Annotated in this window: 14 protein-coding genes; 7 read left to right on the top strand and 7 right to left on the bottom strand. The window is 67.9% G+C overall.

The window, feature by feature from the left end:
- The first annotated feature begins 250 nt into the window (after nucleotides 1–250).
- Genes HQ325_RS05505 through HQ325_RS05495 form a run of 3 tightly spaced genes read left to right on the top strand, consistent with a single transcriptional unit; the run spans nucleotide 251 to nucleotide 2,885 of the window.
- Nucleotides 251–1,234, top strand: a complete 984-nt coding sequence (locus HQ325_RS05505) for an ATP-binding cassette domain-containing protein (RefSeq protein ID WP_222627118.1) — start codon at nucleotides 251–253, stop codon at nucleotides 1,232–1,234.
- Nucleotides 1,231–2,067 carry an ABC transporter permease gene (locus HQ325_RS05500; RefSeq protein ID WP_308014263.1) on the top strand — a complete coding sequence of 279 codons (837 nt, stop codon included), beginning with the start codon at nucleotides 1,231–1,233 and terminating at the stop codon, nucleotides 2,065–2,067. The genes HQ325_RS05505 and HQ325_RS05500 overlap by 4 nt, the downstream gene beginning before the upstream one ends.
- Nucleotides 2,064–2,885: an ABC transporter permease gene (locus HQ325_RS05495; RefSeq protein ID WP_222627116.1), complete on the top strand. Its 822-nt coding sequence runs from the start codon at nucleotides 2,064–2,066 to the stop codon at nucleotides 2,883–2,885. Before HQ325_RS05500 ends, HQ325_RS05495 begins: the two co-directional genes overlap by 4 nt.
- Before the next feature lie 4 nt (nucleotides 2,886–2,889).
- Here HQ325_RS05495 and HQ325_RS22360 read toward each other — a convergent pair whose 3' ends face one another.
- From HQ325_RS22360 to purS, 5 genes are all read right to left on the bottom strand, one after another.
- Nucleotides 2,890–3,780, bottom strand: a complete 891-nt coding sequence (locus HQ325_RS22360; RefSeq protein WP_261777693.1) for a glycosyltransferase family 2 protein — start codon at nucleotides 3,778–3,780, stop codon at nucleotides 2,890–2,892.
- Nucleotides 3,777–4,700, bottom strand: a complete 924-nt coding sequence (locus tag HQ325_RS22355; RefSeq protein ID WP_261777691.1) for a glycosyltransferase — start codon at nucleotides 4,698–4,700, stop codon at nucleotides 3,777–3,779. Before HQ325_RS22355 ends, HQ325_RS22360 begins: the two co-directional genes overlap by 4 nt.
- The gene (locus HQ325_RS05485) at nucleotides 4,697–5,764 is read right to left on the bottom strand and encodes an alpha/beta hydrolase family protein (RefSeq protein WP_222627114.1); all 1,068 of its coding nucleotides are present in this window, start codon (nucleotides 5,762–5,764) and stop codon (nucleotides 4,697–4,699) included. The genes HQ325_RS22355 and HQ325_RS05485 overlap by 4 nt, the downstream gene beginning before the upstream one ends.
- Nucleotides 5,765–5,827: 63 nt before the next feature.
- Nucleotides 5,828–6,505 (bottom strand): phosphoribosylformylglycinamidine synthase subunit PurQ, encoded by a 678-nt coding sequence (gene purQ, locus HQ325_RS05480; protein WP_222628924.1) that lies wholly within the window; start codon nucleotides 6,503–6,505, stop codon nucleotides 5,828–5,830.
- Between the two features lie 29 nt (nucleotides 6,506–6,534).
- Nucleotides 6,535–6,768 carry a phosphoribosylformylglycinamidine synthase subunit PurS gene (purS, locus tag HQ325_RS05475; RefSeq protein ID WP_027504302.1) on the bottom strand — a complete coding sequence of 78 codons (234 nt, stop codon included), beginning with the start codon at nucleotides 6,766–6,768 and terminating at the stop codon, nucleotides 6,535–6,537.
- Nucleotides 6,769–6,857: 89 nt separating this feature from the next.
- Between purS and HQ325_RS05470 the strand changes: the two genes are divergently transcribed.
- A complete protein-coding gene (locus tag HQ325_RS05470) occupies nucleotides 6,858–7,502 on the top strand; it encodes an MBL fold metallo-hydrolase (RefSeq protein ID WP_222627111.1) in 645 nt (214 codons plus the stop codon).
- 31 nt (nucleotides 7,503–7,533) lie between these two features.
- Nucleotides 7,534–8,268 carry an SIMPL domain-containing protein gene (locus HQ325_RS05465; protein WP_222627109.1) on the top strand — a complete coding sequence of 245 codons (735 nt, stop codon included), beginning with the start codon at nucleotides 7,534–7,536 and terminating at the stop codon, nucleotides 8,266–8,268.
- A gap of 19 nt (nucleotides 8,269–8,287) precedes the next feature.
- Here the strand turns inward: HQ325_RS05465 and HQ325_RS05460 are convergent, their stop codons facing one another.
- Nucleotides 8,288–9,967 carry an FAD-binding dehydrogenase gene (locus HQ325_RS05460; RefSeq protein WP_222627107.1) on the bottom strand — a complete coding sequence of 560 codons (1,680 nt, stop codon included), beginning with the start codon at nucleotides 9,965–9,967 and terminating at the stop codon, nucleotides 8,288–8,290.
- 43 nt (nucleotides 9,968–10,010) lie between these two features.
- Between HQ325_RS05460 and HQ325_RS05455 the strand changes: the two genes are divergently transcribed.
- Entirely contained in the window at nucleotides 10,011–10,658 is a 648-nt protein-coding gene (locus tag HQ325_RS05455) for a TetR/AcrR family transcriptional regulator (protein ID WP_222627105.1), read from the top strand.
- Here the strand turns inward: HQ325_RS05455 and HQ325_RS05450 are convergent.
- Nucleotides 10,643–11,224: a helix-turn-helix domain-containing protein gene (locus HQ325_RS05450; protein ID WP_222627103.1), complete on the bottom strand. Its 582-nt coding sequence runs from the start codon at nucleotides 11,222–11,224 to the stop codon at nucleotides 10,643–10,645. The genes HQ325_RS05455 and HQ325_RS05450 overlap by 16 nt on opposite strands.
- A 65-nt stretch (nucleotides 11,225–11,289) precedes the next feature.
- On the opposite strand from HQ325_RS05450, the gene HQ325_RS05445 reads away from it, so the two are divergent.
- Nucleotides 11,290–12,882 (top strand): bifunctional NAD(P)/FAD-dependent oxidoreductase/class I SAM-dependent methyltransferase, encoded by a 1,593-nt coding sequence (locus tag HQ325_RS05445; RefSeq protein ID WP_222627101.1) that lies wholly within the window; start codon nucleotides 11,290–11,292, stop codon nucleotides 12,880–12,882.
- Nucleotides 12,883–12,888: the final 6 nt, after the last annotated feature.

Genomic DNA, 12,888 nt, shown 5'->3' with positions numbered 1-12,888 from the left:
ACGGCCCTGCTCGAAATTGCATAGCCCACCCACGTGCACACGGCGCAGAGCGTAACACCGGGATATCGCCGACACCGGGTGGAACCGAATGCGCCCGCCCTCCGACCGCGCATTCTCCGAGAACCGGTACGGTGCCCACCGAACTCGACACCGTCCTCGATGCACCTTGCGAAGCTGACTGTGGCACAGTGAGATATGTCCTCGGCACCGTGATGACGCCGATCCCTGACCCAGGAGTGCTGTCCGTCGAATGGCCGACCCGTCCGAGCTCGGTTCCGCAGTTGTGGTGTCGAATGTGCGCAAGACTTTCGGCACCGTCACCGCTCTCGACGGATTGTCTTTCTCGGCGGCGCCCGGGTCCGTTCTCGGCATTCTGGGCCCGAATGGCGCCGGGAAAACCACGTTGATCGAGATCCTGTGTACGCTTTCGACCCCGGATTCGGGGAATGCGATTGTTTGCGGTTTCGATGTGGTGTCCCGCGGCGCCGACGTCCGGGAACGGATCTCCATGACCGGCCAGTACGCGGCGCTCGACGAGACGTTGAGCGGACGCGAGAACCTGGTGTTCTTCGCCCGCATGGTCGGACTCCGGCGAGCCTCCGCGCGGGAGCGGGCGCGGTACCTGCTCGATCTGTTCGATCTGTCCGCGGCCGGTCATCGCCCGGTGTCGACCTACTCCGGCGGCATGCGTCGGCGGCTGGACATCGCGTGCGGGCTGGTCGCCCGGCCGGAGGTCGTGTTCCTGGACGAACCGACGACCGGCCTCGACCCGCGCAGCAGACAGCGCGTGTGGGATCTCGTCGAATCACTGAAACTCGACGGCATCACCACCATCCTCACCACGCAGTACCTCGACGAGGCGGACAAGCTCAGCGATCGGATCGTGGTCATCGATCACGGGAGGGTGGTCGCGGAGGGAACCCCGACGGAACTCAAAGCTCGTGTCGGTGACACCGTCTGCGAGGCATTTCCCGAGACGCTGGACGATGTCGAGCGGTTGGCGGCTGCCGTCTCGGACGAATGGGGGCCGGATCTGCAGGTGACGGTGCACAGCGGCGCCGTCCGACTGAGCGCCGTCGCCGGTGTCGACACACTCGCGGACGTTCTCGCCGTCGCCTCCCGACACGGGATTCGTCTGCAGGACGCACGGCTGCGCACTCCGTCTCTCGACGACGTCTTCCTGGCACTGACCTCACCGAGTGCTCGTCCCGCCGACACTGCAGGCACGGTGTGAGCACGTCGGCTGCGGCGACGGACGACCGCGCCGGGGTGCACCTGCAGTGGCCGGACGAGGCGCCGAACTCGCGAACACGCTCGGCGGGATGGCGTCAGTGTGCGGCCATGACGGCACGTGCCGTCCGATCGGCGCGCGTGGAGAACGAGTTCCTCATCGCGGTGGTGATGCCGGCGGTGTTCGCACTCGGCCTGTACCTGCCCTTGAAGTCCGTGATGGAACAACGCGGCCTCGACTACGCGCAGTTCCTGGTGCCGATCATCGTTCTGCAGACGTCCGCGTTCACGGCGGTCAGCGCGGCACAGCGGTCGGCCCTGGACGCGATGCGAGGAATGAATCGTCGGCTGTCCGTCATGCCGGTCCGGTCGTTCGTCCCACTGACGTCGCGCATGGTGACCAACACCGTCCGCTCGATCGTGTCGGTCGTCGCCGCCGTGCTGTACGGCTCGGTGTTGGGCTTCCGCTTCGGCGGATCCGTTCTCGACCCGGTCATGTTCGTGGGATTCGCCCTCCTCGTCGGCGCGGTGTTCTCTCTCGGGGCCGACGCTCTGGGGCTGCTCGCCCGCAATCCCGAAGCCACGTCGCAACTCCTGGTGCTCCCCCAACTCGTGCTCGGACTGCTGTCGACCGGATTCGCCCCGGAGTCCAGCTTTCCCGAGTGGGCGCAACCGTTCGCGCGCAACCAGCCCATCTCGCACTTCGCCGCCGCACTCCGTGAGCTGGCGCAGGGAACCCCCCACCTCTCGACCTTCCTACCGGCGGCGCTCTGGCTCGCGGGTCTCACAGCCGTCTTCGTCCCCCTGGCCGTTCGAGCGCAACGGAAGAGCTTGTGACGTCGTTCGCCGTCGCCTTCGCGGCGCGGGACGGCTACCTCCGCGAATCGTCCGTCGCCTCGCTGGTGCGTGGATCGGGACTGCAGTGTTCGCGGATACTCGTGAAGTGGTTGCGCGATCCGGTGACACTCGCGCAGGCTCTGCTCTACCCGGCGTTGATGGTGCTGCTCTTCTGGCTCGTGCTCGACCGATCCGTGTCGCAGGCGACAGGCACGTCACCGGTGACGGGCATGGTTCCCATGGTGGCCCTGGTGGGCGCGATGTCCGGCGCCTCCATCAGCGGAATCGGACTGCAACGCGAGCGTGACAACGGGCAGCTCGCGAAGATGTGGGTCCTTCCCGCTCATCGGGCGTCGGCGATGGTGGGTCGTCTGTGCGCCGAGTTGGTGCGTGTCGCCGTCACCGTGTCCCTGATCCTCGCGGTCGGCGTGATCGTGGGGTTCCGCGTCACCACTGGTCCCGTCGGCCTGGCCGGGGTGCTGATCATCGCCCTCGTGTTCGGCACGAGCTTCTCGATCATGGTCACCGCTCTCGCGCTGCGCGGGTCCAAGACCAAGGTCGTCGAGTGGACGGCGGTCGGGACCAATGTGGCGCTCTTCTTCAATTCGGGATTCGTTCCCGTCGCGTCGTATCCGGCATGGCTGCAGCCGATCATCCGGTGGCAACCGCTCAGCTGCGCTGTCGACGCGATGCGCGGTGTCGCCACCGGAACGTCGGTGGCGCAGCCTCTTCTCGCGACCGCGGCGTGGAGCATCGGAATCCTCGCGGTCTTCGCGGTACCGGCGGTTCGCGGCTACCGGCGAGCGTCGCAGACCTAGCTGCTCACACGTAGAACACCCGGTGCGACCGACTACCGCGTATCCGGCCGACGAGATTACCCGCCCAGAACACCCACCGGCCGCGCTCCAGTCGCGTGATCCAGGTCGGCAGCAACGGGTTACGGAGCACCACCAGCGCGATGACATCGACGGTCGTGATCGGGTGTCGGCGCGGCATGCCGTAGGCACGGTAATCGTGGAACAGGCGCGCATCACCCTGACCGCAGGTCACCGACTGTCGCCACAGTCCCCGCATGGTGCCCCGTAACCGATAGGCGATCACCGCATCTGGAGCGTGAACGAGGGTGTAGCCGGCGAGTTGGAGACGAAAAGCGAGATCGGTGTCCTCCGCCGCGCCGACGTAGGACTCGTCGCAGCCTCCGACCGCGCGATAGGCCGTGGCCGTCACGCCGAAGCTCGCCCCGGTCATCAGCGCCAGGAACTTCGGCCATTCCTGCCGGGTCTCGCGCGGTGGTGCGCTTCGCCACGTGCGGACCAGAGGCGAGTTCAAGGTCTCGGTCTCCAGAGCTCCGGACACGACGTCGGCGTGCCGGGCGGCAGCGGTCAACGCCGCCAACCACCCCGGCGAGACCCGATCGTCCGCGTCGCAGAAGGCCAGGAAGTCACCGCGCGCGACAGCCGCGCCGGCATTGCGTGCGTACGACGCACCGGACACGGCGGACGCGTCGATGCACCGCAAGACGTAGGCGTCCGTCGGTGGTCTGGACGACACGTGCTCGACCGTGCCGTCCACCGAACCGTTGTCGCACACCAACACCTCGAAGGGGCGGTCGTACGTCTGCCTCGACAGCGCGTCCAGTTGATCGTCGATGGTCGACACCGCGTTCCGCGTCGGCACGATGACCGACACTCCGACCGAATCTCCTTCGGTCATCCGAGTCTCGCGCGCCGCAGGACACGGTCGGGGATCTTCCCCGTCTCGCCGCGCATGCCGGCCCGCAGTCCACTGAGGGTGAGATGGACACGAGCGAGGCGGTGGTCACCCATCAGGAACAGTCCGCCCCGGGCGAGCGTGTCCTTGAGTACGGACACCACGCACCACAGTGGTTCGCGACGTGCGTACCGCCGGTACAGGATCCACCGATTTCGCATGATGTAGTAGTGCCGGAACGCTGCGTCACCGTGGAACTCGACACGCCCGGCCGATCGCCGCAGCGCCAGCCGCACCGGCCAACGCGGTGCCCACACCATGGGACGTCCTATGCTGTGTGTCATCGACGTTCCCGGGACGACGAGCGCATGCGCCCCGTGCGCCCTGGCGCGGAGATAGAACTCCGTCTCGACACAATCGATGAAGAGACCCTCGTCGAAGAGACCGACCGCGTCGAACAGCGACCGGGTGACCACCATCCCGGACTGGATCGGTTCGAAGGCGAGCGTCAATCCCTTCTCCGCGAACCAGAACGGGGCCACGAGCCCGTTCATGGTGGCGGTGGAGAGCATGACCTCGTCGAGTCCGAGAGACCTCGCCAGAATCAGATGATCGACGGCCCGTCGCACGTAGTCGTCCGCCACCACGGTGTCCTGATCGAGAGTCAGGACCGCGTCGGCGCCTTCCCGGAGCGCGGCCTCGACACCCCGGTTGAGGGCGTGCGCGATTCCGGAGTTCACCGCCGACTCGAGCACGAGATGGCCCCGACGGCGACAGTCCTCGAGCAGTGCGCTGACGTCACCCGGTGAACCGTCGTCGACGACGACGACGCGGGACACCTGCGGCGCGACGGCGTCACAGGTGTCGAGAAGCGACGACGACGGGTCGAACGCCGTCACCACGGCGACCACCGTCGGAGTCATCGTGGCATCGCGGGAGGAACACGATCTCGTCCGAGCGCGTCACGCAACAGCGGCCACGCCCGATGCAGCTCGTCCTGCCAGTACAACCACGAGTGTGTTCCGTACGGCGGCAGGTGAATCGTGGCCGGAATGCCCAGCGTCGACAGTCGTCCGGCCATGGCCTCGGTGCACCCTCGCGCGGCCGCCTCGATCGCACCCCCGACCACGAGCTGCTGTTCCAGTGGGGGCGACCCGGGCGGACGGGGCGCATCCGGAGTGTCGAACGGGCCGGGCAGCCCGGAGCCACTCGACAGATAGATCTCCTTGCCACGCAACATCTCTGCCCGTACGTACGGATCCCGAGCGATCCATTCCGGTGAGTCCCACGGACCCCACATATTGGTGGCGTCGGCGCCGGTGGCGAGCGCGACCACGCCTCGAACAGCGGCCTGGCCCTCGATGGTGCTGGTGCGAGCACACCCGCTGAACGATGCCACCCCGTCGTACACGTCGGGCGCGGACACGACGAGGTCGAGAACCGAGGTCGCCGACATCGAGATACCTGCCACGGCGTTTCGGCCGGTGGTCTCCAACAGCTCGTCGACGACCGGGGGCAACTCGCGCGTCAGGAACGTACGCCACATCGGCTTACCGACGAGCGGATCGGTGGAGACCCAGTCGGTGTAGTAGCTGCCCAGTCCTCGAGCGGGCACGACCACGTTGACGTTCTCGTCCGCGAAGTAGGACTCCACGTCGGTCTGAGCCCCCCACGTCGCGCCGTCCTCCCCGCCGCCGGCCCCGTTCAGCAGGTACAGCGTCGGCGCCGACCCACCGGACGACGGACGGAGGACGTCGAGTGGGATGTCGCGGCCCATCGCGGGCGAGAAGACGGTCAGCGACCATCGGTTGCGCTCGACGCGCTCGAACGATGTGACATGCGGTTCGGCGGTCGCGTCGTCCGCGCGCGCGGGTGACTGCCCGGACGCGACGAGCGAGAGCAGCGCCGTCACCACGGCGAGCGTCAGACACAACGAGGCTGCACGGATCCCCCCCGGGGAACGCGATCGCAGAGCGAGAGCATTCATCGCTGTGACACTACGCAGAGATCGCCGAATTCTCTCTGTGACGTCTCCCCGGGTCCGAGACCGTCAGGCCGTGACGATCGCGTCCAACGCGGAGTAGAAGAGGCCGAGGCCGTCGTCGCTGGGGCCCGTGAGGGCCTCGGTGGCGTGCTCGGGGTGCGGCATGAGTCCCACGATGCGTCCGTCGGCGGACGAGATGCCTGCGATGGACCGCTGCGAACCGTTGGGGTTGTCACCCGAGTAGCGGAACACGACGCGTCCCTCGCCCTCGAGCTCGTCCAGGACCGCCTCGGACGCCTGGAAGCGACCCTCACCCGACTTGAGTGGCACGAGGATCTCGGCGCCCGACTCGTACCGCGAGGACCACGCCGAGGACGTGCTCTCCACCGTGAGCCACTGATCACGACATGTGAAATGCAGGTTCGCGTTCCGGGTGAGGGCACCGGGCAGGAGCCCCGCCTCGCACAGCACCTGGAAGCCGTTGCAGATGCCCAGCACCGGCATTCCGCCCTTGGCGGCGTCGATGACCGCACCCATGACGGGCGCGAAGCGCGCGATGGCGCCGGCGCGCAGGTAGTCGCCGTACGAGAAACCGCCGGGGACGACGATGGCGTCGACACCCTTCAGGTCCGCGTCGCCGTGCCAGAGGCTGACGGCCTCACCACCTGCGAGCGTGATCGCGCGCGAGGCGTCGATGTCGTCCAGCGTGCCGGGGAAGGTGATCACACCGATCCGGGCGGGCAGGCCGGAGGCCGGTCGGTTGTCGAGGCGAGTCACAGCCGGGTCACTTTCCATTCCTCGATGACGGTGTTGGCCAGGAAGGTCTCGGCGATCTGGTCGAGCGTCGCGTCGTCGACGTCGTCGCCGACCTCGAGCTCGAACCGCTTGCCCTGACGGACGTCGGAGACACCGGCGAACCCGAGTCGCGGCAGCGCCCCCACGATGGCCTGCCCCTGGGGGTCGAGAATTTCCGCTTTGGGCATGACGTCGACAACCACACGGGCCACGTGAGAGCTCCTGAGCTAAGAGGGCAGATCCAGCAGGCACTTTACCCAGTCCCGAACCACTCCACGAATCCGGCGCATACTTGGGAACCATGGAGCTGACTCACTTCGGACATTCGTGCATTCAGGTGTCGATGGCGGGATCGACGGTGCTGTTCGACCCCGGCGCCTTCTCGCACGGGTTCGAGGGCATCACCGGCCTCGACGCCATCCTGATCACGCACCAGCATGCGGACCATGTCGACACCGATCGGTTGCCGGCGCTCCTCGAGGCCAACCCCGGCGCGGCGCTGTACGCGGACCCGCAGACGGCCGAACAGCTCGGGAACAGATGGACCGCCGTGAACGCGGGCGACGTCTTCTCGATCGGCGGCGTGCAGGTGACGGGTGCGGGCGGCACGCACGCCACGATCCACCCGGACATCCCGCTGATCGACAACATCGCCTATCTCCTCGGCACGCCGGATCAGCCGGGGCAGCTGATGCATCCCGGCGACTCGCTGTTCGTTCCCGACGTGGAGATCGACGTGCTGGCACTTCCGGCAGCGGCCCCGTGGATGAAGATCGGCGAGGGTATCGACTTCCTCCGCGCGGTCTCTCCGCGACTGGCCGTTCCCATCCACCAGGCCATCGTCGCGCCGGACGCCCGCGGCATCTACTACGGCATGCTGTCGGGCCTCGCGGGTGAGGGGACGGAGTTCCGCGCCCTCGAGGAGGAGACGGGAACGTCGCTCTAGACATTCCCGGACCGTCGTGGACACTGACCCGATGACATGGACCAGGAGTACCTCGAAGGCCATCGGATCTGCCGCCCTGCTGGCCGTCGTGGCGGCGACCGCGGCATGCGGGACCGGGGAGTCCGGTGCGTCGGCCACCGACACACCGCCGGGGATCTCCGTGTCCGGGGTCGGCGAGATCCAGGGCACCCCGGACACTCTCACCGCTCAGATCGGTGTCGAGACGACGGCGGACGACGTGACGACGGCGATCGACGAGGCGAACACCGCGGTGACGGCGGTGACCGAGGCGATCGCCGCTGCCGGCGTCGACCGCGCGGACATCCAGACCCGCCAGGTGTCCATCGACCCGCAGTATGCCGACGGGTTCGGGGGCGGCACCTCCACGATCTCCGGCTACCGGGCGTCCAACACCCTCGGTGTGACCGTGCGCGACCTGTCGCGAGCGTCGACGGTGCTGGGCGACGCCACCCGGGCGGGTGGGAATGCGACGCGGGTGTCCGGAGTGTCCTTCCGCATCGACGACGACTCCGACCTCATCGCCGACGCTCGGTCACGGGCATTCGCGGATGCTCGCGACCGAGCCGAGCAGTACGCGTCCCTGGCGGGGAGCGACCTCGGCAAGGTCCTGTCGATCACCGAGAACATCACCGGCCAGGAGTCGGCGCCGAGCTTCGATCGAAGTTCGGCCTCGTCCGCGGTGCCGATCGAGCCGGGACAGCAGACCGTCAGCGTCTCGGTGAACGTGCAGTGGTCGCTGGGATGACCCCCTCGCTGCAGTACGCCTAGCGCCGCAGGGCTCGTCCCGCAGCGCGTCCGGAGAAGATGCACCCCCCGAGGAACGTGCCCTCGAGCGAGCGGTACCCGTGCACGCCGCCGCCACCGAAGCCGGCCACCTCGCCGGCCGCGTAGAGCCCCGGGAACGGCGTGCCGTCGGCTCGGAGCACCCGGGAGTTCAGGTCGGTCTGCAACCCGCCCAACGACTTCCGTGTGAGGAGGTGCAACTTGACGGCGATCAGCGGACCAGCTGCGGCACGCCCGGTCTCGTCGAGCAGCTTGTGTGGCGTGGCGATGCGCGCCAGGCGATCGCCTCGGTAATGGCGCGCCGCGTGGATCGCCGAGACGGAAAGGTCCTTGCTGAAGTCGTTGTCCATCTCGCGATCTCGCGCGACGACCAACTTCTCCACGTCGGCGGCGTCGAGCGCGACGTCACCGATCTTGTTCATGCCGGCGACCAGTTCGGCCACCGTGTCGGCGACGACGAAGTCGACGCCGTTCTGCTTGAAGGCCTCGACGGGGCCGGGAGCGCCGGGACGAACTCGCTCGAGAAGCTTGCGCAGATCGCGGCCAGTGAGATCCGGATTCTGTTCCTGCCCGGAGAGTCCGAACTCCTTCTCGATGATCTTCTGATCGAGGAGGAACCACGTGTAGTCGTGTCCCGTCGACACGATGTGTTCGAGAGTGCCGAGCGTGTCGAAGCCGGGGAACAGCGGCGCCGGTAACTGCTGACCCGACGCGTCGAGCCACAGCGACGAGGGACCCGGCAGGATGCGGATGCCGTGGTTCGGCCACACGGAGTCCCAGTTGGTGATGCCCTCGGTGTAGTGCCACATGCGGTCCTCGTTGATGATGTTCCCGCCTGCGGCACGCGAGATCTCCAGCATCCGACCGTCGACGTGCGCCGGTACGCCCGAGAGCATGTGAGAGGGGGTGCGGCCCATGCGCTTCGGCCAGTTCTTCTGCACCAGGTCCCAGTTGCCGCCGATGCCACCGGAGGTCACGAGTACCGCGCCGGCCCGGATCTCGAAGTCGCCGACGACGGTGCGGGAGGAGGTCACGCCACGAGCGACGTCGGTCGGCTCGAGGACGGCGCCGCGTACCCCGGTCGCGACACCGTCGGTGACCACCACCTCGTCGACCCGGTGCCGGAAGGCGGGGATCACGCTGCCGCGGTCGATACCGTCCCGCACGATGCGTTCGAAGATCTCGACCAGTCCCGGCCCGGTTCCCCAGGTGAGATGGAACCGCGGCACGGAGTTGCCGTGCCCGGTGGGGCCGTAGCCGCCGCGTTCGGCCCACCCGACGACCGGGAAGATCTTCCAGCCGCGCTCCCGCAGCCAGGAGCGCTTCTCCCCCGCCGCGAACGCGACGTAGGCCTCGGCCCACTGGCGCGGCCACGCGTCCTCGGGACGGTCGAAGCCGGCGGATCCCATCCAGTCCTGCAGAGCGAGATCGTAGGAGTCCTTGACGCCGAGACGACGCTGCTCCGGACTGTCCACCAGGAACAGTCCGCCGAACGACCAGAACGCCTGGCCGCCGAGGTTCGCCTCGTTCTCCTGATCGAGCAGGATCACCCGCTTGCCCGCCTCGACAAGTTCCGCGGTCGCGACCAGTCCGGCGAGACCCGCACCGACCACGACGACATCGCACTCTCGTATCCCCATGACCTCACCGTATACGGACATCCACGTTTTCGATACCGTCGGTATCGAGCGGTACAATTCCCGAGTGAGTACCCCCGACCCGAACATCACCGAGCCGACCACCCGCCCCCCTCGCAGCGAGGTCCGCGAGCGGATCATCGAGTCTGCGATGGCAGAGTTCGGTCGACGCGGGTACGCCGACGCCACCCTCGATGCCATCGCCGAGCAGGCCGGGTTCACCAAGGGCGCGGTCTATTCGAACTTCGGCTCCAAGGAAGGGCTGTTCTACGAGTTGATGGACCGGCAGGTGCTCGGTAGGGCCCGCATGTCGGTCGACCTCCTCGCCGAGCTCCCCTCCGACCTGCGGGACGCCCAGCGCGTGCTGAGCATCCGCCTCACGGAGGCGATCTCGAGCAACCGCGACTGGCACCTGCTGTTCATGGACTACTGGTCGAGGGCCCTGCGTGATCCGGAGGTGGGCGCCCGCTTCGCCGAGCACCGGGCGCAAGTCCGTGCGGCGGTCACCGACGCCGTCGTCAGCGTCACCGAGAGCTCCGGAGCGGAGCTGCACGTTCCCGCGGAGTGGGTCACGTTCGTCATCCTGGCGCTCAGCAACGGTCTGGCCGTCGAGGAACTCGCCCAGCCGGGCATCGTGCCTCCGCACCTGATGGGTGAGGTCGTCGGCCGCCTCCTGCACGTCCCCCACCACGGGGGCCCTCAGCGCCCCGAATAGGTCGCCTTCACATGCATCCGCTCGCCTTGCGGTCCGAAGATTCCCAGGTACTCGACGGGCCGACGGTCGGCGCTACCGAACCAGTGCGGAAGGTGCGTGTCGAATTCGGCCACCTCTCCCGGACCCAGCACCAAGTCCTTGTCTCCCAGGATGAGTCGAAGCTTCCCGTTCAGCACGTAGATCCAGTGGTACCCCTCGTGGGACCCCAATCGCGGGTTCTCCTCGTAGCGGTCTCCGGGAACTATCTGCTTGAACGCCTGCAACCCGCCCGCCCGGCGCGTCAGCGGAACGACAGTCACGCCATTCGTCGTGACAGGTGTGAACTGCACCCGCGGATCTCCCGTCTCGGGGGCGTCGACGATGTCGTCCAACGGGACGTCGTACACCTTCGCCAACGGCAGCAACAGCTCGAGACTGGGCTTGCGTTGTCCCGATTCGAGCCGGGAGAGGGTGCTCACCGGGATGCCCGTCCGTTCGGACACCGCCGCGAGAGTCACGTCCGCCGTGACCCGGAGAGCGCGCAGGCGCGGTCCGATCGCACTGATCACTCCGTCGAAGTCGTCCATGCGACATATTGCAGTTTCCGCAAATTTGTTTGTCAAATCCGCAGACTCGGGTGCACAGTGTCCGCATGACCTCACACCACCACGTCGACGCCGACGTCATCGTCATCGGCGGTGGATCCGCCGGACTGTCCGCCGCGCTCATGCTCGGCCGTGCCCGCCGGCGAGTCCTGGTTCTGGACAACGGAACTCCGCGCAACGCACCCGCCTCCCACATGCACGGGGTGCTGGGCCGTGACCACACCTCGCCACTCGACTACCTGAAGAACGGGCGCGCCGACCTCGAGCGCTACGACGTGACCATCGTCGACGCCACGGTCACCGCACTCGGCGGTCACGTCGGGCACTTCTCCGCGACCACTGCGGGCAGTCCGGAGGACGGTCGGAACGCGCACGACGGACGCACCTTCTCGGCGCGGCGCATCGTGGTGACGACCGGACTCACCGATCTGCTCCCGCCCGTCGACGGTCTGGCGGAGCGGTGGGGCCGCGATGTGGTGCAGTGCCCCTACTGCGACGGGTGGGAGATCCAGGATCGCCGCATCGGTGTCCTGAGCACCGGGCCGTTCAGCGTCCATCACGCCTCGATGTGGCGGCAGTGGAGTGAGAATCTGACCTTCTTCACCGACGGCGGACCCCTGACGGACGAGGACCGCGAGAAGTTCACCGCGCGCGGCATCGAGATCGTCGAGGAGAAGGTCACCGCGGTGCTGGTCGACGACGATCGACTCCGTGCGCTCGGACTGGCCGACGGCAGTGAGGTCGAGGTCGACGCTCTCGCAGTGGGACTGCGCTTCACCGCCCGCAGTGAACTTCTCGGGTCACTCGGCCTCACCACAGTGCCGCATGCCACCGGCCTGGGCGATGTCCTCGAGGTCGATGCCTTCGGAGCCACGACGGTTCCGGGTATCTGGGCGGCGGGCAACGTCGCGGATCCGTCGGCCACGGTGATCGCCGCGACGGCCCAGGGCGCCCTCGCCGGTGCCCACGTGAACGCGAGCCTGATCAGCGAGGAGTTCGACCAGGCGGTCCAGGCAACGCGCCCCCGACCGGCCCTGGACGGACACTTCTGGGACGAGCTGTACCGGGAGTCGGACAAGCGCTGGAGCGGCAACTCCAACCCGACACTGGTCCAGTACGCGGAACACCTCTCCCCCGGGCGCGCCGTCGACGTCGGATCGGGCGAGGGCGCCGACGCCGTGTGGTTGGCCGACCGCGGCTGGACCGTCACCGGCGTCGACATCTCCGAGGTGGCCGTCGAGCGAGCACGCGGACTGCACGACGGTGTGACGTGGCTGGCCCGGGACCTGCTGACCGACCCGCTGCCGCCGCACTCCACGGATCTGCTGACCCTGCACTACTTCGGCATCCTGCGATCCGGCCCGGAGGAAGGCCTCGCGCGCCTCGTCGACACCGTCGCGCCCGGCGGCACGCTGCTCATGGTCGGCCACACCCCGTCGCCGGGGCACCGGTGGGCCGGCTTCGATCCGGCGGACTTCCACAGCCCGCACTCCGTCGCCGAGTCCCTCGACCCGGCCGAGTGGACAGTCACGGTCGACGAGACACGTCCTCGCCTGGTGGACGCGGCACCCGGAACCCCGCACGTCTCCGACGACATCCTGGTTGCTGTCCGGGTGCCGGAACGGGTCGTACAGCGATAGCGTCGA

Source organism: Rhodococcus sp. BP-349, from assembly GCF_019835845.1.
Classification (GTDB): Bacteria; Actinomycetota; Actinomycetes; order Mycobacteriales; family Mycobacteriaceae; genus Rhodococcoides.
The sequence above is the reverse complement of the archived record's forward strand: the minus strand, read 5'-3'. Positions and strand labels throughout refer to the sequence as shown.